Here is a 25,065-nt window from a genome sequence, read left to right as displayed (position 1 = left end):
ATTCCCCTCTCAGCTCTCCTTGTTGGCGGCCCACGGTTCTCCCTGGTGCCGGTTGACGGTCGCGGCGTCGAGGAAGGGCGGCCGCTCACCGCCACCGTGGACGAGCAGTGCGGCGCCGGTGATGTAGGCGGCGGCGTCCGAGGCGAGGAACACGGCGGCCTCGCCGACGTCGCGGGGGTCGGCGAGCCGGCCCAGCGGGACGTTGCGCGAGACGGCCGCGATGCCCTCCTCGCCCCCGTAGTGGAGCCCGGACCGCTCGGTGCGGACCATGCCGACGACGAGGGTGTTGACCCGGATCTCGGGCGCCCACTCCATCGCCATGGAGCGGGCGAGGCTCTCCAGCCCGGCCTTCGCCGCCCCGTACGCGGCCGTTCCGGGCGAGGGCCGGCTCCCGCTGACACTGCCGATCATCACGATCGACCCCCTGGCCAGTCTGAGGAGGTCATGGGCGGCCAGTGACGCGGTCAGCGGCGCGACGAGGTTGAGGTCGATGACCCGGGCGTGGCGCTCCGCGTCGGCTTCAGCGAGCGGCCGGTAGGGGGCGCCGCCGGCGTTGTTGACGAGCACGTCGAGCCGGGGCAGGCCGGTGAAGAAGGCGCGGACGGCGTCCGGGTCGCGCAGGTCGACCGGGCGGAACTCGGTCCCGTCGAGCGGCAGGTCGGGGGGCCGGCGGGCGCAGACGACGACGTGGGCTCCGGCGGCGGCGAAGGCCCGGGCGATACCGGCGCCGACACCCCGGGTGCCACCGGTGACGACGACCGTGCGGCCGCTGAGGTCCGGGCCCGGTAGGCGGGCAGTCCGCTCCGGGTTCACGGTGCGGGCGGTTCCGTCCGGGCCCGCGGCGCGGGCGGTTCCGTCCGGGCCCGCAGTCCGGTCCGGGCCCGGCCGGTGTCCGATGTTCCGTCGCTCGCGGTTGTCCACAGGATCCCGGCCGTCCACAGGATCCCGGCTGTCCACAGACTCCGGCTCCCGGTTGTCCACAGGGCCTCCCGCTCGGTTCCCATCGCTGCTAGCTTCGAGGTGCCTAACAAACGTTTGGTGGAAAGGTAGCTGATGCGCTCATGGGTGTCTCCACCTCGTCCCCGGAAAAGGGGATTTCCGTCGTCACCGTGGACTTCCCGCCGGTGAACGCACTGCCGGTGCGTGGCTGGTCGGAGCTGGCCGGAGCCGTGCGCACGGCGGGCCGCGACCCGGAAGTCCGCTGTGTGGTGCTGGCGGCGGCCGGGCGGGGGTTCAACGCGGGAGTGGACATCAAGGAGATACAGGCGCGCGGACACGATGCGCTGATCGGCGCCAACCAGGGCTGCTTCGAGGCGTTCGCGGCGGTCTACGAGTGCGAGGTGCCGGTGGTGGCGGCGGTGCACGGGTTCTGCCTGGGCGGCGGGATCGGCCTGGTGGGGAACGCGGACGCGATCGTGGCGAGTGACGACGCGACATTCGGTCTGCCCGAGCTCGACCGCGGCGCGCTGGGCGCGGCGACCCATCTGTCGCGCCTGGTCCCGCAGCATCTGATGCGCGCCCTGTACTACACGGCGCGCACCGTTACGGCAGCCGAGTTGCACGCGCACGGTTCGGTGTGGCGGGTGGTGCCGCGCGCCGAACTGCCGGGTGCGGCGCTGGAGCTGGCCCGCGAGATCGCCGCCAGGGACGGGCGGCTGCTCAGGCTGGCCAAGGCCGCCATCAACGGCATCGATCCGGTGGACGTGCGCCGCAGTTACCGCTTCGAGCAGGGCTTCACCTTCGAGGCGAACCTCAGCGGGGTGGCCGACCGGGTCCGCGACACCTTCGGCAGCGACCGGCGAGCGGCAGTGAGGGGCCCGAATGAGTGACAAGACGATGACCGTGGACGAGGTCGTCGCGCGGCTGGGCAGCGGGATGACGATCGGTATCGGCGGCTGGGGGTCGCGCCGGAAACCGATGGCGCTGGTGCGTGCGCTGCTGCGGTCGGAGGTCACCGACCTCACCGTGATCTCCTACGGCGGGCCCGACGTCGGTCTGCTCGCGGCGGCCGGGCGGATCCGCAAGCTGGTCACCGCGTTCGTCACGCTCGACTCCGTCCCGCTCGAACCGAACTACCGGGTGGCGCGCGAGAGCGGGGCACTGGAGCTGATGGAGGTCGACGAGGCGATGTTCATGTGGGGGCTGCACGCGGCTGCGAACCGGCTTCCGTTCCTGCCGGTGCGCGCCGGGGTCGGTTCGGACGTGATGCGGGTCAATCCCGGGCTGCGGACGGTGGTGTCGCCGTACGCCGAGGAGGCCTCGGGGCCGCCGGAGGAGTTCGTCGCCATGCCCGCGCTGCGGATGGATGCCGCCCTGGTGCATCTCAATCGTGCGGACCGGCTGGGCAACGGCCAGTATCTGGGCCCCGACCCCTACTTCGACGACCTGTTCTGCGAGGCGGCCGACAGCGCGTACGTGTCCTGCGAGCAGCTCGTGGACAACATCGGCACCGCCGAGCCGGCCAAGGAGGCCGCGCCGCAGACGCTGCTGGTGAAGCGGCACACCGTGACGGGCGTGGTGGAGGCTCCCAATGGGGCGCACTTCACTTCCTGCGCCCCCGACTACGACCGGGACGAGCGCTTCCAGCGGCATTACGCGACCACGCCCTGGCCCGAGTTCGCGGAGCGGTTCCTCTCCGGTGACGAGCACGCCTATCAAGCGGCCGTACGGGCCTGGCACAAGGAGGTTCCCGATGCCTGAGGCCACCCCGTCCCCCGAGGCGGCCGCCCGCTCCGCCGCGTCGGGCCCGGGGGCCGTGTCCGGCTTCCGGGTCACCCGTGCCGAGTACTGCGTGATCGCCTGCGCGGAGGCCTGGCGCGGCGCCGGGGAGATACTCGCCAGTCCGATGGGTGTGATCCCGTCGATCGGTGCCCGGCTCGCCCGGCGCACCTTCTCTCCGGACCTGCTGCTGACCGACGGCGAGGCGTTGCTGGTGGGGCCGGACGGCTCGGTGGAGGGCTGGCTGCCCTACCGCCAGCACCTGGCGCTGGTCACCGGCGGCCGGCGGCACGTGATGATGGGGGCGAGCCAGATCGACCGCTTCGGCAACCAGAACATCTCGTGCATCGGTGACTGGGCGCGGCCGGGCCGCCAGCTGCTGGGTGTGCGCGGGGCGCCCGTCAACACGCTCAACAATCCGACCAGTTACTGGATACCGAGGCACTCGCGGCGGGTCTTCGTCGAGCGGGTGGACATGGTGTGCGGGGTCGGGTACGACCGTGCGGCCGAGCATCCGGCGACGGCCCGCTTCCACCGCATTCCGCGGGTGGTCTCCGATCTAGGCGTCTTCGACTTCGCGACCGCGGACCGGTCGATGCGGTTGGTGTCGTTGCACCCGGGGGTCACGGTCGAGCGGGTCGGGGAAGCGACGGGTTTCGATCTGGCGGTTCCGGACGAGGTGCCGTACACGCGTGACCCGACGGTGGAGGAGTTGCGGCTGATCCGTGAGGTGATCGATCCGGCGGCCACCCGCGAGCGCGAGGTGAGGGAGTGATGGAAACGGCGCTGACCAAGCTGGTCGGGGTGCGCCATCCCATCGTGCAGACCGGCATGGGTTGGGTGGCGGGCCCGCGGCTGGTGTCCGCCACGGCGAACGCCGGCGCGCTCGGCATCCTGGCCTCCGCCACGATGACACTCGACGAGTTGCGTGGCGCGGTGGCGGAGGTCAGGTCCCGGACGGACGCGCCGTTCGGGGTCAATCTCCGTGCGGACGCGGGTGACGCGGGCGACCGGGTGCGGATCATCATCGACGCGGGTGTGCGGGTGGCGTCCTTCGCGCTCGCTCCGTCGAAGGAGCTGATAGCCGAGTTGAAGGAGGCGGGTGTCGTCGTCATCCCCTCCGTCGGCGCTCGGCGGCACGCCGAGAAGGTGGCGGCCTGGGGTGCGGACGCGGTGATCGTGCAGGGCGGCGAGGGTGGCGGGCACACCGGTGAGGTGGCCACGACGGTGCTGCTGCCGCAGGTCGTGGACGCGGTCGACATCCCGGTGGTGGCGGCGGGCGGGTTCCACGACGGGCGGGGGCTGGTGGCGGCGATGGCGTACGGGGCGGCGGGCATCGCGATGGGCACGCGGTTCCTGCTGACCTCCGACTCGACGGTGCCGGACGCGGTGAAGGCGAGGTATCTGGCGGCGGGCGTCGGGGACATCACGGTGACCCGGGCGGTGGACGGTCTGCCGCACCGGATGCTGCGCACCGAGCTGGTCGACGCGCTGGAGCGGGCGGGCCGTACGGAGGCTCTGGTGCGGGCCGTTCGCCGGGCGGCCGGTTTCCGGAGGCTGTCGGGGCTGAGCTGGCGGCGGGTGGTCCGCGACGGGCTCGCGATGCGGCACGGCAAGGATCTGACGTGGAGTCAGGTGCTGCTCGCCGCCAACACGCCGATGCTGCTGCGGGCGGCGATGGTTCAGGGGCGTACGGATCTGGGGGTGATGGCCGCGGGCCAGGTCGCCGGGGTGATCGAGGACCTGCCGTCGTGTGCGGAGCTGGTGGAACGGGTGATGGCCGAGGCGCGGGAAACACTGGGCGGGCTGCCGGTGCCGGGTGCTTCAATGCCCGGATGACCCAGTCGATCAACGAGCCCTGGGGGCTCAGTGTCTACGGTGCCGGAAGCGTACGCGTCAAGCCTCAGCTGGTCCGGGTGAAGCTGGCGGTGGATGTGCTGGAGCCGTCGCCGGACCAGGCGTTCCAGAAGGCGGGCAGGGCGGTGTCGCAGCTGCGCGAGACGCTGCGCCGGCATGGCATACCGGACGCCTCGGTGTCCGGTTCGCGGCTCAGACTCAGCTCCGAGTACGAGTACGGGTCCGGCCGGAAGTTCATCGGCTACCGGTGCAAGGCGTCGTATGCCATCGAGTCCGGGGCGCTCGACGATCTGCAGCAGCTCATCGTGGATGCGGTGAACGCGGGCGCCCATCACATCGACAGCGTGGAGTTCGATGTGCACGACAAGCCGGCATTGCGGGACGAGGCGCGGCGCAAGGCGGTGGCCGCGGCGCGCCGGAAGGCGGAGGTCTACACGGAGTCGGCGGGCGTCTCGCTGGGTACCGTGCTGCACATTCAGGACGTGGACGCCGAGGAGTATCGCGGCTACCGGGGTCACGGCGGGGGTGGCGGCGACTCGGCCGGTGATCTGACGCCGGGCATGGTGGAGGTGTCAGCGGCGGTCCTGCTGGGGTTCTCGCTCGGCCGCTGACGCAGCGGTCCGCACGCTCCCGGCGGGGGCGCCCCGTCGGGGAGCACCGCCCCGCCGGCACCGCCCCGGCGGGGCGGTGCCTCGGCCGGCTTCGTTCCCGGCCGGTGAGTGTCAGACGCGCTCGATGATCGTCACGTTCGCCTGGCCACCGCCCTCGCACATCGTTTGCAGTCCGTAGCGGCCGCCGGTGCGCTCCAGTTCGTTCAGGAGGGTCGTCATCAGTTTCACGCCGGTGGCGCCCAGGGGGTGGCCGAGGGCGATCGCTCCGCCGTTGACGTTGACCCTCTCCGGGTCGGCTCCGGTCTCCTTCAGCCAGGCCAGGACGACCGGTGCGAAGGCTTCGTTGATCTCGACGAGGTCGATGTCGTCGATCGACAGGCCGGTCTTCTTCAGGGCGTGCGCGGTGGCCGGGATCGGCGCGGACAGCATGCGGATGGGGTCCTCGCCGCGGACCGACAGGTGGTGCACCCGGGCCCGTGGGGTCAGTCCGTGCTCGCGGACCGCCCGCTCGGAGGCGAGGAGCATGGCGGCGGCTCCGTCGGAGACCTGTGAGGAGCAGGCGGCGGTGATGGTGCCGCCCGGGATGACGGGGTCGAGCCCGGCCATCTTCTCCAGGGAGGTGTCCCGGCGCGGCCCTTCGTCGACCGTGACCTCGCCGTAGGCCACGGTCTCCTTCTCGAAGCGTCCCTCGTCGATGGCACGGATGGCGCGGCGGTGGGAGCCGAGCGCGTACTCCTCCTGGTCGCGGCGGGTGATGCCCCACTTCGCGGCGATCATCTCGGCGCCGGCGAACTGGTTCACGGGCTTCTCGCCGTAGCGTGCACGCCAGCCCTCGCTGCCGGCGAAGGGGCCCTGGGTGAGCCCGAGGGGTTCGGTGGCCTGCCGGGAGGCGAAGGCGATGGGTATCTGTGACATATTCTGCACGCCGCCCGCGACGACCAGGTCCTGGGTGCCGGACAGCACGCCCTGGGCGGCGAAGTGCACGGCCTGCTGGGAGGATCCGCACTGCCGGTCGACGGTCACGCCCGGCACCTCCTCGGGCAGCCCGGCGGCCAGCCAGCAGGTGCGGGCGATGTCCCCGGCCTGCGGTCCGACGGTGTCCAGACAGCCGAAGACCACGTCCTCGACGGCGGCCGGGTCGACCCCGGACCGCTCGATGAGTGCCTTCAGGACGTGCGCCCCGAGGTCCGCCGGGTGCACCCCGGCCAGTCCTCCCCTGCGCCGCCCGACGGGCGTACGGACCGCTTCGACGATGTAGGCCTCGGCCATGGCAACTCCCTGACTCACCTCAGGTCAACGGCTGTGGACGTATGGCGATGCCGTCCAGCACCATCGACAGGTACTGGCGGGCGATCTCCTCCGGGCTGTGCTGTCCGCCCGGCCGATACCAGGACGCGGCGACCCACACGGTGTCGCGCACGAACCGGTAGGTGAGCCGGACGTCGAGGTCTGCGCGGAAGACCTCGGCGGCGACCCCTCGTTCCAGGGTGGACAGCCAGGTCTTCTCGAACTTGCGCTGCGATTCGGTGAGGAACGCGAACCGCTGCTGGGCGGCGAGATGCCGGGACTCCTTCTGGTAGATCGCGACGGCCGCGCGATGCCGGTCGATCTCGCGGAAGGATTCGGTGACCAGCGCCCGCAGGGTCTCGCGGGGACCGAGCTCGGCGGCGAGGACGGTGTCGTAGCCGTCCCACAGTTCGTCGAGGAAGGTCCGCAGGATCTCCTCCAGCATCGATTCCTTGGAGTCGAAGTGGTAGTAGAGGCTGCCCGCGAGCATGCCCGCGTGGTCCGCGATCTTGCGTACGGTGGTGGCGTTGTAGCCCTGCTCGGCGAAGACCTCGGCGGCGGTGTCGAGGAGCTCACGGCGGCGGGTGGGTGCGGCGGTCACCTGGGACTGCTTCTTCGTAGGCACGGTTCCATTGTGGTCCTGGGCATCGGTGGCCCTACGCATGCTGGCTGCTGACGGAGACGACCTCGCCCGTCAGGTAGGAGGAGTAGCCGGACGCCAGGAACACGATCACGTTGGCGATCTCCCAGGGCTCGGCGTACCGCCCGAAGGCTTCCCGGGCGGTGAGTTCCTGGAGCAGTTCGGGGGTGGTCACCTTCACCAGGTGCGGGTGCATGGCGAGGCTCGGTGAGACGGCGTTCACCCGGACCCCGTACTCGGCGGCTTCCACGGCCGCGCACCGGGTCAGCGCCATCACTCCCGCCTTCGCTGCGGCGTAGTGGGCCTGCCCGGCCTGGGCGCGCCAGCCGACGACGGAGGCGTTGTTGACGATGACCCCGCCGCCCGTCTGCTTCATCGCGCGCAGGGCCGCGCGTGTGCAGCGGAACGTGCCGTTGAGGGTCACGTCGAGCACCTTCGACCATTGTTCGTCGGTCATGTCGACGAGCGGTGCAGTGCCGCCCAGGCCGGCGTTGTTGACGACGACGTCGAGCCGGCCATGGAGGCGTATCGCGGTGTCGAAGAGGGAGCTCACCTGCGACTCGTCGGTGACGTCGCAGGGCAGGGCCGCCACCGACCCCGGGAACGCCTCGGCGAGCTCGGCCTCGTACTCCTTGAGCCGCCGCGTGTGCGCGTCACTGATCAGGACCCGAGCGCCCTCCTCCAGGAAGCGGCGCGCGGTCGCCCCGCCGATCCCCGCGCCCGCGGCGGCGGTGATGACGGCGGTACGCCCGGTGAGCAGGCCGTGCCCGGACACATAGGCCGGGCTCTCGACGTCGGTCATGGCTCCACGCTAACCTACCAAACACTTGTTAGGGAAGGGATGATCGTCGATGGATCTCGCCTTCACCCCGGAGGAGGACTCCTTCCGGGCCGAGGCACGTGCCTGGCTCACCGAGCACGTGCCGGGGGTTCCGCTGCCGTCGCTGGAGACGGCGGAGGGCTTCGCGGCGCACCGCGCGTGGGAGGCCGAACTGGCCGCGGACGGCTGGTCGGTGGTGTCCTGGCCCGCCGCGTACGGCGGGCGGGGCGTGGACCTCATGCGGTGGCTGGTGTTCGAGGAGGAGTACTACGCGGCGGGCGCCCCGGGCCGGGTCAGCCAGAACGGCATCAATCTCCTGGCGCCCACCCTCTTCGCCCACGGCACCGAGGAACAGCGCACCCGCGTCCTGCCGTCGATGGCCACCGGCGAGGTGATCTGGGCACAGGCCTGGTCGGAGCCGGAGGCCGGTTCCGACCTGGCCGCGCTGCGGTCGAAAGCGGTGCGTACCTCCGGAGGCTGGTTGCTGACCGGGCAGAAGACGTGGTCGTCGAGGGCGGCGTTCGCGGACCGGGCCTTCGGGCTGTTCCGCAGCGACCCGGACACCCCGAAACCGCACCAGGGGCTCACCTATCTGATGTTCGACCTGCGGGCGCCGGGCGTGACCGTCCGCCCGATCGCCCGGCTCGACGGCAAGCCCGCGTTCGCGGAGCTGTTCCTCGACGACGTGTTCGTGCCGGACGAGGACGTCATCGGCGAGCCGGGCCACGGCTGGCGGGTGGCGATGTCGACGGCCGGCAACGAACGGGGGCTGACCCTGCGCTCACCCGGCCGTTTCCTGGCCGCCGCGGACCGGCTGCACCGGCTGTGGCGGGAGCGCGGGGGCCCGCCCGACGCCCGGGACCGGGTCGCGGACGCGCTGATCGGCGCCCGCGCCTACCAACTCTTCACCTACGCGGCCGCCTCCCGATTCCTCGACGGCGAACCGATCGGACCGGAGTCCAGCCTGAACAAGCTGTTCTGGTCCGAGTACGACATCGCGCTGCACGAAACGGCGCTCGATCTCCTCGGCCCTGAAGGGGAGTTGGCGGACACGGCCTGGTCGGAGGGGTATGTCTTCTCCCTCGCGGGCCCCATCTACGCGGGCACCAACGAGATCCAGCGCGACATCGTCGCCGAGCGCCTGCTCGGCCTCCCGAAGGGCCGCCGCTGATGCGTTTCCTCCTGACCACCGAGCAGCGGGACTTCGCCGCCTCGCTGGACGCGATGCTGACCGCGGCCGGCACACCGTCGGTCGTCCGGTCCTGGAGCGCGGGCGATCGGGCCCCCGGGCGGGCGCTGTGGTCCCGTCTCGCCGACGCGGGTCTCTTCGCGCTGGCGGTCCCTGAGACGTACGAGGGAGTGGGCCCGCTGCCGGTGGAGCTGGCGGCGGCGTTCGTGGAACTGGGCCGCCATACGGTACCGGGGCCGCTGGTGGAGATGGTGGCGGCGTGCGCGCTGCTGGCCGGGCTGTCCGATCCGGGCCCGGCCAAGCGGCTGCTGCCGGGAGTGGTGTCGGGCGAGACCATGGTCACGGTCGGCGCACCGTACGCGCTGGACGGGGACGCGGCGGACCTCGTACTCACCGTGGAGGGCGAGCGGCTGCGGCTCACGTCCGCCGCGCAGGAGGGGCCACCGCGGGAGCGGCCCGGGGCGCGGTCCTCCCTGGACCCGGCGCGGCGGCTCACCCTCCCCTCCTCCGGCGGCGAACTCCTCTCCGGGACACCGGCACCGGAAGCCTTCACCTACGCCCGGCTCACCACCGCGGCCCAGGCGCTCGGTGTCGGACTCGCGCTGCTCGACCGGACCGTCGCCTACGTCGGACAGCGGCACCAGTTCGGCGTGCCCGTCGGCTCCTTCCAGGCGGTCAAACACCAACTGGCCGAAGCGATGGTCGGGTTGGAGTTCGCCCGGCCATTGGTGTTCGGGGCGGCGGTCACCCTCGACCCCGTGGACGTCGCCGCCGCGAAGGTCGCCGCGTGCGAGGCGGCGTACGCCGCCGCCCGCACTGCCCTCCAGTTGCACGGCGCCATCGGCTACACCGCCGAGTGCGACCTCTCGCTGTGGCTGACCAAGGCCCGTGCGCTGCGCACCGCCTGGGGCAGCCCGAGCGAGTGCAGGGCCGCCGTGCTCGGCGACGGAGGACTCCCCCGTGAGTGAGCGGGGCTCGGGTGGGCACGGCTGGAGTCAGCCGGGTTGAGTCAGCCGGGTCGAAGTGAGCCGGACTCGTGAGCAGGGCTGGAGCGAGCCGGACTCGGGTGAGCCGACCATGGGGCCCTCTACCGCAGGATCCCCTGCTCGCGGGCCGCAGCCAGCCACCCGCTGAACTCGCCTACCAGGCAGTCGTACAGCTCCCCGTCCGACACCTTCCGTGGCTCGGTCCCGGCGTGGAAGAACCCGGCGTTGTCCACCGTACGCTTCTGCGGCACCGGCAACTCGTCCAGCTTCCGCAGGAATTCGAACTGCCGGCTGTCGGGGTCGCCGAAGCCGATGAACTGCCAGAACAGCGGGAGTTTCGCGGCCTTGCACAGATACCGTTCGGCGGCGAGCTTGTTGATGGGTCCGCCATCGGTCTGGAAGACGACCAGGGCGGGCGCCTTGGCGCCGGAGTCGAGGTAGTGGTCGATGACGGCGTCCATGGCCAGGTGGTAGCTGGTCTTTCCCATGTGCCCGAGTCCGGCCACGATCCGTTCGATACGGCCCTGGTGGTCGTCGAGCGCGATGTCGGTGACGGCGTCGATGTCCGTGGAGAAGAAGACCACGGGTACGGTTCCGTCGTCGTCGAAATGCGCAGCCAGGCTGAGCACACGGTCGGCCAGCGCCTGCACGCTGCCGTCGTTGTAGTAGGGCTTCATGGACCCCGAGTAGTCGACGACGAGGTAGACGGCGGCCCGCTGTCCGTCGAGCCCGTACTTGGTGAGTGACACTCCCGCGCTCTTGTACAGGCCGACCAGCGCGGGCGCGGTCTCCTCCACCTTGCTGAGACTGATCCCGGTCATGCCCTGCCCCCTTCTGTGCTTGCTTGCCGGGGAGGACTTACCACGGCGCCGGCGGGAAAAGCGACGACGCCCACCCCAGTGTCCGGTCGGGGACAGGGGCGGGCGTCGCGCGTGTTCCGTACGCCTTTGTACGGGACGTATATGAGGGGCCGTCAGGCCCACCGCAGGTCAGACGAGCAAGGTCAGACCAGTGAGGTCAGACCATCAGCGCCCGGTCCGTCGGGCGGATCGGGGCCGGGAGTTCGCTCGCGCCCGTGAGGAAGCGGTCGACGCCCCGTGCGGCCGAGCGGCCCTCCGCGATGGCCCAGACGATCAACGACTGGCCGCGGCCGGCGTCACCCGCCACGAACACACCGGGAACGTTGGTCTGGAAGTCCGCGTCGCGAGCGATGTTCCCGCGCTCGTCCAGCTCGAGACCGAACTGCTCGACCAGCCCGTTCTCGACGTCCGTGCCGGTGAAACCCATCGCCAGCGTCACCAGCTGCGCCGGGATCTTCCGCTCGGTGCCCGGCTTCTGGGTCAGCTTGCCGTCGACGAACTCGACCTCGATGAGGTGCAGCCACTGCACGTTGCCGTCCTCGTCACCCTCGAAGTGGGTGGTGGAGACGGAGTAGACCCGCTCGCCGCCCTCCTCGTGCGCGGAGGTGACCTTGTACAGCATCGGGAAGGTCGGCCACGGCTGGTGCGGTGCCCGGTCCTCGCCCGGCCGCGGCATGATCTCCAGCTGGGTGACGGAGGCCGCGCCCTGGCGGTGGGCGGTGCCCACGCAGTCCGCGCCAGTGTCACCGCCGCCGATCACGACGACGTGCTTGTCCTCGGCGGAGATCGGCGTGGTGACGTAGTCGCCCTCCTGGACCTTGTTGGCCAGCGGCAGGTACTCCATCGCCTGGTAGACGCCCTTGAGCTCCCGTCCGGGGACGGGCAGGTCACGGGCCATCGTGGCGCCGGCGGCGACGACGACGGCGTCGTAGCGCTTGCGCAGGTCCGTCGCCGTCAGGTCGCGCCCGATCTCGATCCCGGTGCGGAAGCGGGTGCCCTCCGCGCGCATCTGCTCGATGCGGCGGTTGATGTGCCGCTTCTCCATCTTGAACTCGGGGATGCCGTAGCGGAGCAGACCGCCGATACGGTCCGCGCGCTCGTACACGGCGACCGTGTGACCGGCCCGCGTCAGCTGCTGCGCGGCGGCCAGGCCGGCCGGACCCGAGCCGATCACCGCGACCGTCTTGCCGGACAGGCGCTCGGGGGCCTGCGGCTTGACGTCACCGCTGTCCCACGCCTTGTCGATGATGGAGACCTCGACGTTCTTGATGGTGACCGGCGGCTGGTTGATGCCGAGGACGCACGCCGCCTCGCAGGGCGCCGGGCACAGCCGGCCCGTGAACTCCGGGAAGTTGTTCGTGGCGTGCAGCCGCTCGGACGCCTCCGTCCAGTCCTCGCGGTAGGCGTAGTCGTTCCACTCGGGGATCAGGTTCCCGAGCGGACAGCCGTTGTGGCAGAACGGGATGCCGCAGTCCATGCAGCGCGAGGCCTGCTTGGAGATGATCGGCAGCAGCGAGCCGGGGACGTAGACCTCGTTCCAGTCCTTGACGCGCTCGCCGACCGGACGGGACTTGGCGACCTCACGGCCGTGGTTCAGGAAGCCCTTCGGGTCAGCCATTGATCGCCGCCTCCATCATCTTCTCGTGGGTCGCGGTCTCGGAGAGACCGGCTCGCTCGGCGGCGTCCTTGGCGGCGAGCACTGCCTTGTACGTGCTGGGGATTATCTTGCTGAAGCGGTCCACCGACACCGACCACTCGGCGAGCAGCTTCTCGGCGACCGTGGAGCCGGTCTCCTCGGCGTGCCTGCGCACCACGTCGTGCAGCCATTCCTTGTCGGTGTCGTCCAGCGGCTCGATGGCGTCCACGTTGCCGGCGTTGACGTTGTCGCGGTTGAGGTCGATCACGTAGGCGACACCGCCGGACATGCCGGCCGCGAAGTTGCGTCCGGTCTCGCCGAGGACCACCGCGTGGCCGCCGGTCATGTACTCGCAGCCGTGGTCTCCCACGCCCTCGGAGACGACCGTCGCGCCGGAGTTGCGGACGCAGAACCGCTCGCCGGTGCGGCCGCGCAGGAACAGTTCGCCGCCGGTGGCGCCGTAGGCGATGGTGTTGCCCGCGATGGTGGAGAACTCGGCGAGGTGGTCGGCGCCGCGGTCCGGGCGGACGACGACACGGCCGCCGGAGAGGCCCTTGCCGACGTAGTCGTTGGCGTCGCCCTCCAGGCGAAGGGTGATGCCGCGCGGCAGGAACGCGCCGAAGGACTGGCCCGCGGAGCCGGTGAAGGTGATGTCGATGGTGTCGTCGGGCAGACCCGCGCCGCCGAACTTCTTCGTCACCTCGTGGCCGAGCATGGTGCCGACCGTGCGGTTGATGTTGCGGATGGCGACCCGGGCCCGCACCGGCTGGGCGTCGGCCTGGGAGTCGGCGGCGAGGGCGTCGGCGGCGAGCTTGATGAGCTCGTTGTCGAGCGCCTTCTCCAGGCCGTGGTCCTGGGCGACGAGCTGGTGGCGCACCGCGCCCTCGGGCAGGTCGGGCACGTGGAACAGCGGCTCCAGGTCCAGGCCCTGCGCCTTCCAGTGGTTGACCGCGCGGGTGACGTCGAGTGCCTCGGCGTGACCCACGGCCTCCTCGATGGAGTGGAAGCCCAGCTCGGCCAGCAGTTCGCGGACCTCCTCGGCGATGAACCGGAAGAAGTTCACCACGTATTCGGCCTTGCCGGAGAACCGGTCGCGCAGCACCGGGTTCTGGGTGGCGATACCGACCGGGCAGGTGTCCAGGTGGCAGACGCGCATCATGACGCAGCCGGAGACGACGAGCGGCGCGGTAGCGAAACCGAACTCCTCGGCGCCGAGCAGCGCGGCGATGACGACGTCACGGCCGGTCTTCAGCTGACCGTCCGTCTGGACCACGATGCGGTCGCGCAGTCCGTTGAGCAGCAGCGTCTGCTGGGTCTCGGCGAGACCGAGTTCCCAGGGGCCGCCCGCGTGCTTCAGCGAGGTCAGCGGGGAGGCACCGGTGCCTCCGTCGTGACCCGAGATGAGGACGACGTCCGCGTGCGCCTTCGACACACCCGCCGCGACCGTGCCGACGCCGACCTCGGAGACCAGCTTCACGTGGATGCGGGCCTGAGGGTTGGCGTTCTTCAGGTCGTGGATCAGCTGTGCCAGGTCCTCGATGGAGTAGATGTCGTGGTGCGGCGGCGGGGAGATCAGGCCGACACCGGGCGTCGAGTGCCGGGTCTTGGCGACCCACGGGTACACCTTGTGGCCGGGCAGCTGGCCGCCCTCGCCGGGCTTGGCGCCCTGGGCCATCTTGATCTGGATGTCGTCCGCGTTGACCAGGTACTCGGAGGTCACGCCGAAGCGGCCGGACGCCACCTGCTTGATGCTGGAGCGGCGCGCCGGGTCGTACAGGCGCTCCGGGTCCTCGCCGCCCTCACCGGTGTTGGACTTGCCGCCCAGTTGGTTCATGGCGATGGCGAGGGTCTCGTGCGCCTCCTTGGAGATGGAGCCGTACGACATGGCGCCGGTGGAGAACCGCTTGACGATCTCGGAGGCGGGCTCGACCTCCTCGATCGGGATCGAGGGCCGGTCGGACTTGAAGCCGAACAGACCGCGCAGTGTCATCAGCCGCTCGGACTGCTCGTTCACGCGGTCCGTGTACTTCTTGAAGATGTCGTAGCGGGCGGTGCGCGTGGAGTGCTGGAGGCGGAAGACCGTCTCGGGGTCGAACAGGTGCGGCTCGCCCTCACGGCGCCACTGATACTCGCCGCCGATCTCCAGCGCGCGGTGCGCCGGGGCGATGCCGGAGGCCGGGTACGCCTTGGCGTGCCGGGCGGCGACCTCCTTGGCGATGACGTCGATGCCGACGCCGCCGATCTTGGTGGCGGTGCCGTTGAAGTACTTCTCGACGAAGGCCTCGTCCAGGCCGACGGCCTCGAAGACCTGGGCGCCGCGGTAGGAGGCGACAGTGGAGATGCCCATCTTGGACATGACCTTGAGGACGCCCTTGCCGAGGGCGTAGATCAGGTTGCGGATCGCCTTCTCGGGCTCGATACCGGGCAGGAACGTCCCTGCTCGGACGAGGTCCTCGACGGACTCCATCGCCAGGTAGGGGTTGACGGCGGCGGCACCGTAGCCGATGAGCAGGGCGACGTGGTGGACCTCGCGGACGTCGCCGGCCTCCACCAGCAGACCCACCTGGGTGCGCTGCTTGGTGCGGATGAGGTGGTGGTGGACGGCCGCGGTGAGCAGCAGCGACGGGATCGGCGCGTGCTCGGCGTCGGAGTGCCGGTCGGAGAGCACGATCAGCCGGGCGCCGTTGCCGATGGCGGCGTCGGCCTCGGCGCAGATCTCCTCGATGCGCGCGGCGAGGGACTCACCGCCGCCGGAGACCCGGAACAGGCCGGAGAGGGTCGCGGCCTTCATGCCGGGCATGTCGCCGTCGGCGTTGATGTGGATGAGCTTGGCCAGCTCGTCGTTGTCGATCACCGGGAAGGGCAGGGTGACCGAGCGGCAGGACGCGGCGGTGGGCTCGAGGAGGTTGCCCTCCGGGCCCAGCGACGAGCGCAGGGAGGTGACCAGCTCCTCGCGGATGGCGTCCAGCGGCGGGTTGGTGACCTGCGCGAACAGCTGCGTGAAGTAGTCGAAGAGCAGCCGGGGGCGCTCGGACAGCGCGGCGATCGGCGAGTCCGTGCCCATGGAGCCGATCGGCTCCGCACCGGCCTTGGCCATCGGCGCGAGGAGGACGCGCAGCTCTTCCTCGGTGTAGCCGAAGGTCTGCTGGCGGCGGGTGACCGAGGCGTGGGTGTGCACGATGTGCTCGCGCTCGGGCAGGTCGCTGAGCTCGATCTCGCCGGCTTCCAGCCACTCCTGGTACGGGTGCTCGGCGGCGAGCTGCGCCTTGATCTCGTCGTCCTCGATGATGCGGTGCTCGGCGGTGTCCACGAGGAACATCCGGCCGGGCTGGAGGCGGCCCTTGCGGACCACCTTGGCGGGGTCGATGTCGAGGACGCCGACCTCGGAGCCGAGGACGACGAGGCCGTCGTCGGTGACCCAGTAGCGGCCGGGGCGCAGGCCGTTGCGGTCGAGGACCGCGCCGACCTGGGTGCCGTCGGTGAAGGTGACGCAGGCGGGGCCGTCCCAGGGCTCCATCATCGTGGAGTGGAACTGGTAGAAGGCACGCCGTGTCGGGTCCATGGTGTCGTGGTTCTCCCACGCCTCCGGGATCATCATCAGCACGGAGTGCGGCAGGGAACGGCCGCCGAGGTGCAGCAACTCCAGGACCTCGTCGAAGGAGGCGGAGTCGGAGGCCTCGGGCGTGGCGATCGGGAAGATCCGCTCCAGCTTCTCCTGCGGGCCGAACAGGTCGGACACGAGCTGCGACTCACGCGCCCGCATCCAGTTGCGGTTGCCCATGACCGTGTTGATCTCGCCGTTGTGCGCGACGAAGCGGTACGGGTGGGCGAGCGGCCAGCTCGGGAAGGTGTTCGTCGAGAAGCGTGAGTGGACGAGCGCGATCGCGGAGGCGAAACGACGGTCGGACAGGTCCGGGAAGAAGGGCTCGAGCTGACCGGTGGTCAGCATGCCCTTGTAGACGATCGTGCGGGCCGACAGCGACGGGAAGTAGACGTCCACCTCGCGCTCGGCGCGCTTGCGCAGGACGAACGCACGGCGGTCGAGGTCGATGCCCTTGCTGGTGCCGTCGGTGACGAAGAGCTGGCGGAACGCGGGCATCGTGGAGCGGGCGGTGGCGCCGAGCAGTTCGGGCGCGACGGGCACCTCGCGCCAGCCGAGGACGGTCAGGTCCTCCTCGGCGGCGATCTCCTCGATACGGGCGACGGCGTCCGCCGAGCCGTCCTCGGGCAGGAAGGCGATACCGACGGCGTATGCACCGGCCTCGGGCAGCTCGAATCCGGCCACTTCGCGGAAGAACGCGTCGGGGACCTGGGAGAGGATGCCGGCGCCGTCACCCGAGTCCGGTTCGGAACCGGTGGCGCCGCGGTGCTCGAGGTTGCGCAGCACGGTGAGCGCCTGCTCGACCAGCGCATGGCTCGCCTCACCGGTGAGGGTGGCCACGAAGCCGACGCCACAGGCGTCGCGCTCGGCGCGGGGGTCGTACATACCCTGCGCAGCAGGGCGAGCATCCATGAACGACCACTTCTGGCCGCTCGTGGAATGCTGGGACGGCTGGCGCGGCGTACGCATCGGCTCTCCCGTCGTCGTCTTGGCATATTCGGTTACCGAGGGACGACGTTGGCCCTGGCGAAATTTCGTGCAGGTTACATGATGAAACGCTTCTCGGGAACCGGATGCATCGTTCCAGCATGCGGACACCGCTGCGAGCGGTTCGATGGGGCTCGTAGCGGTGGGGTAAAGGGGACCCGGACGGACAGATCAATGACCGCGGGGCCTGGGCGCAGAGGGCAACGTCGCCCGCCGAGCATGGGCGCCTGCGAGCCTCATTGCCCACAGTGCTTACGGCTCATGCCCAGTGGTCATGGATTTGAAACCGCCGAGTAACGGCTACTTATGCGATCTCGCGCATAGTTCCTCGATGCATCATCCTACGGCCGTGCCGAACAGGCTGCCCAGGGCGTAGGTCACACCGGCCGCGGCGCCGCCGAGGGCGAGCTGCCGCAGCCCGCTGTACCACCAGGACCGCGCGGTCACCCGGGCCACCACCGCACCGCACAGGAAGAGGCCGGCCAGCGCCACCAGCACGGCGGGCCACAGCGCACTCGCGCCGAGCAGGTACGGCAGCACGGGCAGCAGGGCACCCAGGGCGAAGGAGCCGAAGGAGGAGACCGCGGCGACGACGGGCGAGGGGAGGTCACCGGGGTCGATGCCCAGTTCCTCGCGCGCGTGTATCTCCAGGGCCTGCTCGGGGTCCTTCGACAGTTGCCGGGCGACCTCGCGCGCCAGCTCCGGCTCCACACCGCGGCTCCGGTAGAGCGCGGCGAGCTCCGCCTCCTCGTCCTTCGGGTGCTTGCGCAGTTCCCGCCGCTCCACGTCGAGCTCGGCCTCGACCAGTTCGCGCTGCGAGGCGACGGAGGTGTACTCGCCGGCAGCCATGGAGAAGGCTCCGGCGGCCAGTCCCGCCAGGCCGGTGAGGATGATCGTCTGCTGACTGACGGAGCCGCCGGCGACACCGGTCATCAGCGCGAGATTGGAGACGAGCCCGTCCATGGCGCCGAAGACGGCGGGGCGCAACCAGCCGCCGTTGACGTCCCGGTGAGTGTGGTTGTCGCGGTGCGCCTCATGCAGGGTCGCTCCGGTTTCGATGATGGCCATACCAGGCACCCCAAGACGCTTGATTGGACGGATTCCACTTCTCGACAACACCGAACGTACGCCTCTGAATTCCTGCTCGCCAGCAAGGAAGGCCGTACTTACCTGCGCATTTACGGCCCGCCGCTCATTCGAAGCAAGGTACGCACAAATGTCGTCCGGGTGACACGGACGCCTCGGGAGGCCGGTGCGGCGCCGAGCGGGGGAGAGATCCGCACAGGGCTCCGCACGGTCCCGCGGGGACACAGGCCCCGCACCGACTCCGGCGGGAGCCCTGAGAGGAGAGGCTCCGAATGGCTTCCATCGCCACATCCACCGCCGCTTCCAGCACCCCCTCCACGCCCACATCCATCGCCGCGCCAAGCACCGCGTCCACGCCAACATCCACCGCGGCCTCCAGCACCGCTTCGACGCCAACATCCAACGCCGCGCCCAAGACCGCCTCCACCTCCACATCCGCCGTCGCGCCGAGCCCCGCCTCCACATCCACCGCCGCGCCCAGCCCCGCCTCCACCTGCACGCCCACCACCCCATCCACCCCCGCCTCCACCTGCACGCCCACCACCCCATCCACCGCCGCGCCCAGCGCCGCTGTCGTCTCCACCTCCACCACGGCTTCCATCGCCTGCGCTCCCCCCGCCCCGGCTCCGGGGGACGCGGTCGGCCTGCGCGAACGGGCGCGCGGAGCGCTGCTCGGACTGGCCGTCGGGGACGCGCTCGGCGCACCGGCCGAGAACCTGAAGCCGTCCGAGATCCGCGCGCGCTGGGGCCGCATCACCGGATACGTGACCGAGCACCCGGCGGGCACGGACGACACCGAGTACGCGATCTTCTCCGGACTGCTGCTGGCCCGGCACGGCTCGGCGCTCACCCCCCGGCATGTGGAGGCGGCCTGGCACCGGTGGATCGCGGACCGGGACGAGGGCCCGTTCCGGGGAGCGGGCTTCAGCGAACGGGGCACGCTGGAGAACCTGCGCCGAGGGCTCGCGGCGCCGATCTCCGCCCAGCACCGGCACGCCTGGAGCGACGGTCTCGCGATGCGTGCGGCTCCCTTCGGGGTGTTCGCCGCGGGCCGCCCCGCCGAGGCGGCACGGCTGGTGGCGATCGACGGCTCGGTCAGCCACGACGGGGAGGGCATCTACGGCGGACAGGCGGTGGCGGCCGGGGTCGCGGCCGCGATGGCGGGGGCTTCTCCGCCGGCGGTGGTGGCCTCGGCACTGGCCGTGCTGCCCGACGACTCCTGGACGGCCCGCACCCTGCGCCGCGCCGTGGCGGCGGCGCGCCGCGGCGAACGGGCGGTCCGCTCCGCGGTGGTGATCGGCGGCTACCCGTGGACGGACCTGGCCCCCGAGGCGGTGGCCCTCGCCTTCGGCGCGTACGCGGCGGCCGACGGCGACTTCCCGGAGGCCGTCCTGACCGCGGTGAACATGGGCCGCGACGCGGACACCACCGGGGCGGTGGCGGGCGCCCTGGCCGGGGCGAGCCGGGGCGCCGGCGCGATCCCGACCGCCTGGGCATCCGCCATCGGCCCGGCCCGCGGCAGCTGTCTGCCGTCGATGCGGGGCCACCACGTCCTGGAGGTGGCGGACCTGCTGGTACCGGGCGGCGTGGCGGTGCGCGGGGCCACGGGGGCCGAGCGGTGAACCCCCACGAGCGCCCCACGAGCGCCACTCCTCCCGCGGTGCGGCCCCCGTCCACTCCCCCGCGCCGCATCGAAGGTCTTCTGCTGGGCCTCGCGGCCGGGGACGCGGCGGGCTGGCCCGCGGCCCGGCACCGGGCCGCCCGGATGCCCGAGTGGACCCGTCGGCTCACCCGCGAGCTGGACACCTTCGCCGAGCGGAACGCGACCACCACCCTGCCGGTGCCGATCGCGCTCAACCAGCCGCCCGAACCGCTTCGGCTCGGCCCCTCCGACGACGCCGAGTGGGCGGCCTTCGCCGCCGAAGCGGTGCTGCGGGCCGCCGACGGCAGCGCCCTGGGGGACCTGAGCCGCGAGCGCCGGATGCGTGCCGCGATCGACCTGTCCTGGAACGCGGTCGCCAGCGAGGTCGCCGCCGCCGCGGACCGCGCCCCGGAGGTCGAGTCGGCGGTGCTCCCCCTGCGCGCCCGGATCTCCGTACGCGCGGGCCTCGGCAACCTCGCCGCCGGGCTGCGCCCGCCCGCCACCGGGCACGACAACCCCCACTACTTCGACGACGCGGCCTGCGTACGGGCCTGCGTACTGGCCGTGGCACACCCCGGCGAGCCGGGCCCCGCCGCGGACCTGGCCGAGTTCGACGCGCGCTACACCCAGGACGGCGACGGCGTCCACGGTGCCCGCGCGATGGCCGCGGCGATCGCGCTCGCGCTGACCGGCGCCGACGTGGACACCTGCGTGGCCGCCGCGCTCGCCGAACTCCCCGAGCACACCGAAGCCGGCCGCAACGCCCGGCAGGCGCTGAAGCTCGCCGAGGCCGCGGACAGCGCCTTCGCCCTCGTACCACCGCTGGAGCACAGGATCGTCGACCACGTCTACAGCTACGGGATCGCCGCCGCCGAAACCGTCCCCGTGGCGCTGGCCCTGGCCACCGCCGCGCGCGGCCGGCTCCGGGAGGCGGTGCCGGCCGCGGCCTGTCTGTCCCGCGTCGCCGACTCCGCCCCGGCCCTGGCCGGCGCGCTCACCGGCGCGCTCGGCGGCGCCGCCGCGGTACCGGCCACCTGGCGGGAGGCCTGCCGCACCCTCTCCGGGTGCACGCTGCCCGGGCTGACCGGCACGGACCTGGTGGAACTCGCCGAGTTGCTGGCAGCTTCGGAACTGACCGCACCGGGCGGATAATTCGGGCATGACGCCCAAAACTCCGGAGCGGCCGGCAGCAGCGACCCTCGACGAACGCATCACCGGCGCCCTTGTGGGAGCCGCCGTCGGCGACGCCCTCGGCGGGCCCGTCGAGGGCTGGCCCCCCGAGCGGATCGCCGAGCGGCACGGGGGACGGGTGCACGGCATCGTCGGCCCCTGGTACGGCGACGACTGGCGCACCGCCCGCCCCGTCGCGCCGTACCACAAGGGGGACGGGCACGTCACCGACGACACCCTGATGACACACGCGCTGGTCCGGGTGTACGCCGCCGTCCGCGATCACCTGGACGCGTACGCGATCGCCGAGCACCTGGTGCCCGACCTGATGACCACACCGCGCTGGATCCCGGAACTCGAGGCCGAGGCGCTCCCCCTGCAGCGGATCTTCCTGGCGGAGAAGTGGCTGGTGGCACGGCTCCACTACGGCCATGTGGACCCCCGGGAGGCAGGCGTCGGCAACATCGTCAACTGCGGGGCCGCGATGTACTCGGCCCCGGTCGGGCTGGTCAACGCGGCCAATCCGGCGGGCGCCTACGCCGAGGCGCTCGACATCGCCGGGGCGCACCAGTCGTCGTACGGGCGGGAGGCCGCGGGTGTCCTCGCGGCGGCAGTCGCGGCGGCCTGTGCGCCCGGCGCGACCCCGGACTCGGTCGTTGCGGCGTGTCTGGCACTGGCGAAGGACGGCACGCGCGCCGCGATCGAGGCGGTGTGCGAGGTGGCCGCCCGCCACACCGACTTCGAGTCGGCGCTGCGGCCGCTACGTGCCGCGGTCGAGCCGTTCGACACGGTGGGCCCCGACTACCGTTCCCCTTCGCTCGGCGCCCGCCGTCCCTCCCGGCTCCACTCGATCGAGGAACTCCCCGTTGCCCTCGGCATGGTGGTCGTCGCCCGGGGCGACTACCACCATGCGGTGCTGGGCGCGGTGAACTACGGCCGGGACTGCGACTCGATCGCCACGATGGCGGGGGCCGTGGCGGGCGCGCTCGGTTCGCGGGTGCCGTCCGAGTGGTCGAAGCGGGTGGCGGAGGCCAGCCGGCTGGATCTGCACGCGCCGGCGCAGGCGCTCACGGAGGTCACCCGGGAGATCTTCGAACGGGACGTGAGCCGCCGCAGGGCCCATGAGTCTGCGTTCACGGAGCTGTCGCCATGAGGCCACCGCCGCACCCGGCCACGCACCCGCTGCGCCTGACCTGGGTCCAGCCGGAGGACCTGGTGGGGCACGAACTGCGCCAGGCCCGGGAGGACGGACGGGACCCCGCCGAGATCGCGGCCCGGTGGCGGGCGGCGGGCGGCCGGGAGGCCCCGCTCAGCGCGGGCGCCTCGTCGCCTCCGGCACCGGCCCGGCTACGGGTCCTGGCGGAGGCGCTGCTCGACGAGCTGGCCCTCCTGCCCAACGGGTCGGCGGCCCGCGAGCCGACAGACCTGGCGGAGATCCGGGCCCTGTGCCCCGACTGGCGCGACACCATCCGGCCCGGCACCGACCGGTCCGGCGACGAGCACGGCACCGGCAAGCCTGGCACCCACAGGCCCGGCGACCAGCACAGCACCGACCGGCCCGGCTCTACCGCGACCAGCACCATCGAGACCGGCGCCATCCAGACCGGCTGGACCGCGACCAACACCACCGCGACCGGTGCCACGGCAACCAGCACCACCACCACGACCGGCAGGACAGCGACCGACACCACCACGACCGGCCGTGCCTCCGTGGCCCGCCTGGAAGCCGCATGGCTCGGCAGGGCCGCGGGGTGCCTGCTCGGCAAACCGGTGGAGAAGCTCCCCCTGCACGGCATCCGCGCCATCGCCCGGGCCACGGGGAACTGGCCGCTGCACACCTGGTTCACGGGCCGCGGGCTGCCCGCGGCCATCGCCGCGGCGCACCCGTGGAACCGCCGCTCCGCCACGACCTCGCTCGCCGAGAACATCGACGGCATGCCCGAGGACGACGACCTCAACTACCCGCTCCTCAACCTGCTGTTGCTGCAACGCCACGGCAAGCGTTTCAGCACCGGGGACGTGGCGGCCCTCTGGCTGGCGGAACTCCCCGCCGCCCGTACCTTCACCGCGGAACGCATCGCCTACCGCAACCTCCTGACGGGCCTCGAGCCCCCGCACACGGCCACCCACCACAACCCGTTCCGCGAATGGGTCGGCGCCCTGATCCGCGCCGACGTCCACGGCTGGACCAATCCGGGCGACCCTGCGGCCGCCGCCGAACAGGCCCACCGCGACGCCACGCTCACCCACACCGCGAACGGCGTCTACGGCGCGATGTTCGTCGCGGCGACGATCGCCGAGGCGGCGACGGGCAGCCACGATGTCCACCATTGCCTCCGCACCGGCCTCACGGTCGTCCCACCCGGCTCCCGGCTCCACCGGGCCGTCGACGACGCCGTCCGACTCGCCCTCGCCGAACGGGACTTCGAGAAGGTGGTCGACCGGCTGCACACCGCCCACGACGCCTACCACTGGGTCCATGTCATCCCCAACGCGGCCCTCGTCGCGGCCGCCCTCACCCATGCGGACGGCGACTTCGAGGCCTCCGTCTGCCGTGCGGTGTCCGGTGGCTGGGACACCGACTCCAACGGCGCCACGGCGGGCAGTGTCGCGGGCCTGCTGTCCGGCAGTCCCCTTCCCGCCCGCTGGACGGCCCCGCTCAAGAACCGCCTCGCCACCTCCGTCGCCGGCTTCGACGGCACCGGCTTCGACACCCTCGCCGAGCTCACGTTCGGCCTGACGCACCGGGAGTCCCCCCACTCATGACCACCCCCGCCCAGCTCCACGGCCCCCTCACCGGACTGCGCGTCCTGGACCTCGCCACCCTCTTCGCCGGTCCCCTCGCCGCGACCCTGCTCGGCGACTTCGGGGCCGAGGTCGTCAAGGTCGAGCATCCGCGCCGACCGGACCCCTCGCGCGGGCACGGCCCCGCCAAGGACGGCGTCGGCCTGTGGTGGAAGCTGCTCGGCCGCAACAAGCGCGCCATCACCGTCGACCTCTCCAGCAAGGGCGGCCGGGAGGTGCTGCTCGGCCTGGCCGCCACCGCGGACGTCGTGATCGAGAACTTCCGCCCGGGCACCCTGGAGCGATGGGGCCTCGGATGGGACGAACTGTCCGCGGCCAACTCCCGGCTGGTGCTGGCCCGGGTCACCGGCTTCGGCCAGTTCGGCCCCTACGCCCACCGCCCCGGCTTCGGCACGCTCGCCGAGGCGATGAGCGGCTTCGCGGCGATCACGGGTGAGCCGGATGCGCCGCCGACGCTGCCGCCGTTCGGGCTGGCCGACTCGATCGCGGGTCTGGCGACGGCGTACGCGGTGATGACGGCGCTGACCGCCCGGCAGAGCACCGGCCGCGGACAGGTCGTCGACATGGCGATCATCGAACCCATCCTGACCGTGCTCGGCCCGCAGCCGCTCTGGTACGACCAGCTGGGTCATGTGCAGCCGCGGACCGGCAACCGTTCGGCGAACAACGCACCGCGCAACACCTATCGCACGGCGGACGGAACCTGGGTCGCGGTGTCCACCTCGGCGCAGTCGGTCGCGGAGCGGGTGATGCGCCTGGTGGGGCGGCCGGAGCTGATCGACGAACCGTGGTTCGCCACGGGTGCGGACCGGGCCCGGCACACGGACGTCCTGGACGACGCGGTCGGCTCCTGGATCGAGCGGCACAGCCGGTCCGAGGTGCTGGCGGCGTTCGAGAAGGCGGAGGCGGCGGTGGCGCCGGTGTACGACGTACGGGACGTCATGGCGGATCCGCAGTACGCGGCGCTGGACACGGTCACCACGGTCGACGATCCCGAGCTCGGCCCGCTGCGCATGCAGAACGTCCTCTTCCGGCTGACCGAGACCCCGGGCGGGATCCGCTGGCCGGGGCGCCCGCACGGGGCGGACACGGAGGCCGTGCTCACCGAACTCGGACTGGACGCTGCGGAGATCGCAGCACTGAGAGCGGAGGGTGCCGTATGAACACCAT

General features: G+C 71.8%; 20 protein-coding genes. 12 read left to right on the top strand and 8 right to left on the bottom strand.

What is annotated here, in order from left to right; genetic code table 11:
- Positions 1-9: 9 nt before the first annotated feature.
- Positions 10-813 carry an SDR family oxidoreductase gene (locus EF387_RS18850; RefSeq protein ID WP_128377980.1) on the bottom strand — a complete coding sequence of 268 codons (804 nt, stop codon included), beginning with the start codon at positions 811-813 and terminating at the stop codon, positions 10-12.
- A 248-nt stretch (positions 814-1,061) separates the two neighbouring features.
- Here EF387_RS18850 and EF387_RS18845 point away from each other — a divergent pair, with 248 nt between their 5' ends.
- Genes EF387_RS18845 through EF387_RS18825 form a run of 5 tightly spaced genes read left to right on the top strand, consistent with a single transcriptional unit; the run spans position 1,062 to position 5,186 of the window.
- Positions 1,062-1,829 (top strand): enoyl-CoA hydratase family protein, encoded by a 768-nt coding sequence (locus tag EF387_RS18845; protein WP_128377739.1) that lies wholly within the window; start codon positions 1,062-1,064, stop codon positions 1,827-1,829.
- Positions 1,822-2,700, top strand: coding sequence for a CoA transferase subunit A (locus EF387_RS18840; protein ID WP_128377738.1), 879 nt, complete (start codon positions 1,822-1,824; stop codon positions 2,698-2,700). The genes EF387_RS18845 and EF387_RS18840 overlap by 8 nt, the downstream gene beginning before the upstream one ends.
- On the top strand, positions 2,693-3,493 hold the full coding sequence (locus tag EF387_RS18835) for a CoA-transferase subunit beta (RefSeq protein WP_128377737.1): 801 nt from the start codon (positions 2,693-2,695) through the stop codon (positions 3,491-3,493). Before EF387_RS18840 ends, EF387_RS18835 begins: the two co-directional genes overlap by 8 nt.
- On the top strand, positions 3,493-4,557 hold the full coding sequence (locus EF387_RS18830) for an NAD(P)H-dependent flavin oxidoreductase (protein WP_128377736.1): 1,065 nt from the start codon (positions 3,493-3,495) through the stop codon (positions 4,555-4,557). Before EF387_RS18835 ends, EF387_RS18830 begins: the two co-directional genes overlap by 1 nt.
- Positions 4,554-5,186 (top strand): SIMPL domain-containing protein, encoded by a 633-nt coding sequence (locus EF387_RS18825; RefSeq protein ID WP_128377735.1) that lies wholly within the window; start codon positions 4,554-4,556, stop codon positions 5,184-5,186. The genes EF387_RS18830 and EF387_RS18825 overlap by 4 nt, the downstream gene beginning before the upstream one ends.
- A gap of 111 nt (positions 5,187-5,297) precedes the next feature.
- Here EF387_RS18825 and EF387_RS18820 read toward each other — a convergent pair whose 3' ends face one another.
- The 3 genes from EF387_RS18820 to EF387_RS18810 are packed head-to-tail and all read right to left on the bottom strand — an operon-like array spanning position 5,298 to position 7,915.
- Positions 5,298-6,455, bottom strand: coding sequence for an acetyl-CoA C-acetyltransferase (locus EF387_RS18820; RefSeq protein ID WP_128377734.1), 1,158 nt, complete (start codon positions 6,453-6,455; stop codon positions 5,298-5,300).
- A 19-nt stretch (positions 6,456-6,474) separates the two neighbouring features.
- Positions 6,475-7,098 (bottom strand): TetR/AcrR family transcriptional regulator, encoded by a 624-nt coding sequence (locus EF387_RS18815; RefSeq protein ID WP_128377733.1) that lies wholly within the window; start codon positions 7,096-7,098, stop codon positions 6,475-6,477.
- A gap of 31 nt (positions 7,099-7,129) precedes the next feature.
- The gene (locus EF387_RS18810; RefSeq protein WP_128377732.1) at positions 7,130-7,915 is read right to left on the bottom strand and encodes an SDR family oxidoreductase; all 786 of its coding nucleotides are present in this window, start codon (positions 7,913-7,915) and stop codon (positions 7,130-7,132) included.
- A gap of 49 nt (positions 7,916-7,964) precedes the next feature.
- On the opposite strand from EF387_RS18810, the gene EF387_RS18805 reads away from it, so the two are divergent.
- Complete coding sequence (locus EF387_RS18805; protein WP_128377731.1) at positions 7,965-9,104, top strand: acyl-CoA dehydrogenase family protein; 1,140 nt, start codon at positions 7,965-7,967, stop codon at positions 9,102-9,104.
- Complete coding sequence (locus EF387_RS18800; RefSeq protein ID WP_128377730.1) at positions 9,104-10,090, top strand: acyl-CoA dehydrogenase family protein; 987 nt, start codon at positions 9,104-9,106, stop codon at positions 10,088-10,090. The genes EF387_RS18805 and EF387_RS18800 overlap by 1 nt, the downstream gene beginning before the upstream one ends.
- A 119-nt stretch (positions 10,091-10,209) precedes the next feature.
- On the opposite strand, the gene EF387_RS18795 is transcribed toward EF387_RS18800, so the two are convergent.
- The 4 genes from EF387_RS18795 to EF387_RS18780 all read right to left on the bottom strand — a co-directional run bounded on the left by EF387_RS18795 (position 10,210) and on the right by EF387_RS18780 (position 18,260).
- Positions 10,210-10,929 (bottom strand): vWA domain-containing protein, encoded by a 720-nt coding sequence (locus tag EF387_RS18795; protein ID WP_128377729.1) that lies wholly within the window; start codon positions 10,927-10,929, stop codon positions 10,210-10,212.
- A gap of 196 nt (positions 10,930-11,125) precedes the next feature.
- Positions 11,126-12,586 carry a glutamate synthase subunit beta gene (locus tag EF387_RS18790; RefSeq protein ID WP_128377728.1) on the bottom strand — a complete coding sequence of 487 codons (1,461 nt, stop codon included), beginning with the start codon at positions 12,584-12,586 and terminating at the stop codon, positions 11,126-11,128.
- Positions 12,579-17,174: a glutamate synthase large subunit gene (gltB, locus tag EF387_RS18785; RefSeq protein ID WP_128377727.1), complete on the bottom strand. Its 4,596-nt coding sequence runs from the start codon at positions 17,172-17,174 to the stop codon at positions 12,579-12,581. Before gltB ends, EF387_RS18790 begins: the two co-directional genes overlap by 8 nt.
- Positions 17,175-17,528: 354 nt before the next feature.
- Positions 17,529-18,260, bottom strand: coding sequence for a VIT1/CCC1 transporter family protein (locus tag EF387_RS18780; RefSeq protein ID WP_128377726.1), 732 nt, complete (start codon positions 18,258-18,260; stop codon positions 17,529-17,531).
- A gap of 617 nt (positions 18,261-18,877) precedes the next feature.
- Between EF387_RS18780 and EF387_RS18775 the strand changes: the two genes are divergently transcribed.
- The 5 genes from EF387_RS18775 to EF387_RS18755 are packed head-to-tail and all read left to right on the top strand — an operon-like array spanning position 18,878 to position 25,058.
- The gene (locus tag EF387_RS18775; protein WP_128377979.1) at positions 18,878-19,900 is read left to right on the top strand and encodes an ADP-ribosylglycohydrolase family protein; all 1,023 of its coding nucleotides are present in this window, start codon (positions 18,878-18,880) and stop codon (positions 19,898-19,900) included.
- Positions 19,801-21,072, top strand: coding sequence for an ADP-ribosylglycohydrolase family protein (locus tag EF387_RS18770; RefSeq protein ID WP_420802598.1), 1,272 nt, complete (start codon positions 19,801-19,803; stop codon positions 21,070-21,072). The genes EF387_RS18775 and EF387_RS18770 overlap by 100 nt, the downstream gene beginning before the upstream one ends.
- 7 nt (positions 21,073-21,079) lie before the next feature.
- Positions 21,080-22,243: an ADP-ribosylglycohydrolase family protein gene (locus EF387_RS18765; RefSeq protein ID WP_128377724.1), complete on the top strand. Its 1,164-nt coding sequence runs from the start codon at positions 21,080-21,082 to the stop codon at positions 22,241-22,243.
- Entirely contained in the window at positions 22,240-23,856 is a 1,617-nt protein-coding gene (locus tag EF387_RS18760; RefSeq protein ID WP_202918312.1) for an ADP-ribosylglycohydrolase family protein, read from the top strand. Before EF387_RS18765 ends, EF387_RS18760 begins: the two co-directional genes overlap by 4 nt.
- Positions 23,853-25,058, top strand: a complete 1,206-nt coding sequence (locus tag EF387_RS18755) for a CaiB/BaiF CoA transferase family protein (RefSeq protein WP_128377723.1) — start codon at positions 23,853-23,855, stop codon at positions 25,056-25,058. The genes EF387_RS18760 and EF387_RS18755 overlap by 4 nt, the downstream gene beginning before the upstream one ends.
- Positions 25,059-25,065: the final 7 nt, after the last annotated feature.

Source organism: Streptomyces cavernae (assembly GCF_004023625.1).
Lineage (GTDB): Bacteria > Actinomycetota > Actinomycetes > Streptomycetales > Streptomycetaceae > Streptomyces > Streptomyces cavernae.
Note: the sequence above shows the minus strand (reverse complement) of the source record. Positions and strands in the feature narration are given on the sequence as shown.

What these genes read in the sequence shown, in the direction of transcription:
- EF387_RS18845 (WP_128377739.1), top strand. Translation starts at nt 1,062, where the DNA reads ATGGGTGTCTCCACCTCGTCCCCGGAAAAGGGGATTTCCGTCGTCACC.
- EF387_RS18840 (WP_128377738.1), top strand. Translation starts at nt 1,822, where the DNA reads ATGAGTGACAAGACGATGACCGTGGACGAGGTCGTCGCGCGGCTGGGC.
- EF387_RS18835 (WP_128377737.1), top strand. Translation starts at nt 2,693, where the DNA reads ATGCCTGAGGCCACCCCGTCCCCCGAGGCGGCCGCCCGCTCCGCCGCG.
- EF387_RS18830 (WP_128377736.1), top strand. Translation starts at nt 3,493, where the DNA reads ATGGAAACGGCGCTGACCAAGCTGGTCGGGGTGCGCCATCCCATCGTG.
- EF387_RS18825 (WP_128377735.1), top strand. Translation starts at nt 4,554, where the DNA reads ATGACCCAGTCGATCAACGAGCCCTGGGGGCTCAGTGTCTACGGTGCC.
- EF387_RS18820 (WP_128377734.1), bottom strand. Translation starts at nt 6,455, where the DNA reads ATGGCCGAGGCCTACATCGTCGAAGCGGTCCGTACGCCCGTCGGGCGG.
- EF387_RS18810 (WP_128377732.1), bottom strand. Translation starts at nt 7,915, where the DNA reads ATGACCGACGTCGAGAGCCCGGCCTATGTGTCCGGGCACGGCCTGCTC.
- EF387_RS18805 (WP_128377731.1), top strand. Translation starts at nt 7,965, where the DNA reads ATGGATCTCGCCTTCACCCCGGAGGAGGACTCCTTCCGGGCCGAGGCA.
- EF387_RS18800 (WP_128377730.1), top strand. Translation starts at nt 9,104, where the DNA reads ATGCGTTTCCTCCTGACCACCGAGCAGCGGGACTTCGCCGCCTCGCTG.
- EF387_RS18795 (WP_128377729.1), bottom strand. Translation starts at nt 10,929, where the DNA reads ATGACCGGGATCAGTCTCAGCAAGGTGGAGGAGACCGCGCCCGCGCTG.
- EF387_RS18790 (WP_128377728.1), bottom strand. Translation starts at nt 12,586, where the DNA reads ATGGCTGACCCGAAGGGCTTCCTGAACCACGGCCGTGAGGTCGCCAAG.
- gltB (WP_128377727.1), bottom strand. Translation starts at nt 17,174, where the DNA reads ATGCGTACGCCGCGCCAGCCGTCCCAGCATTCCACGAGCGGCCAGAAG.
- EF387_RS18780 (WP_128377726.1), bottom strand. Translation starts at nt 18,260, where the DNA reads ATGGCCATCATCGAAACCGGAGCGACCCTGCATGAGGCGCACCGCGAC.
- EF387_RS18765 (WP_128377724.1), top strand. Translation starts at nt 21,080, where the DNA reads ATGACGCCCAAAACTCCGGAGCGGCCGGCAGCAGCGACCCTCGACGAA.
- EF387_RS18760 (WP_202918312.1), top strand. Translation starts at nt 22,240, where the DNA reads ATGAGGCCACCGCCGCACCCGGCCACGCACCCGCTGCGCCTGACCTGG.
- EF387_RS18755 (WP_128377723.1), top strand. Translation starts at nt 23,853, where the DNA reads ATGACCACCCCCGCCCAGCTCCACGGCCCCCTCACCGGACTGCGCGTC.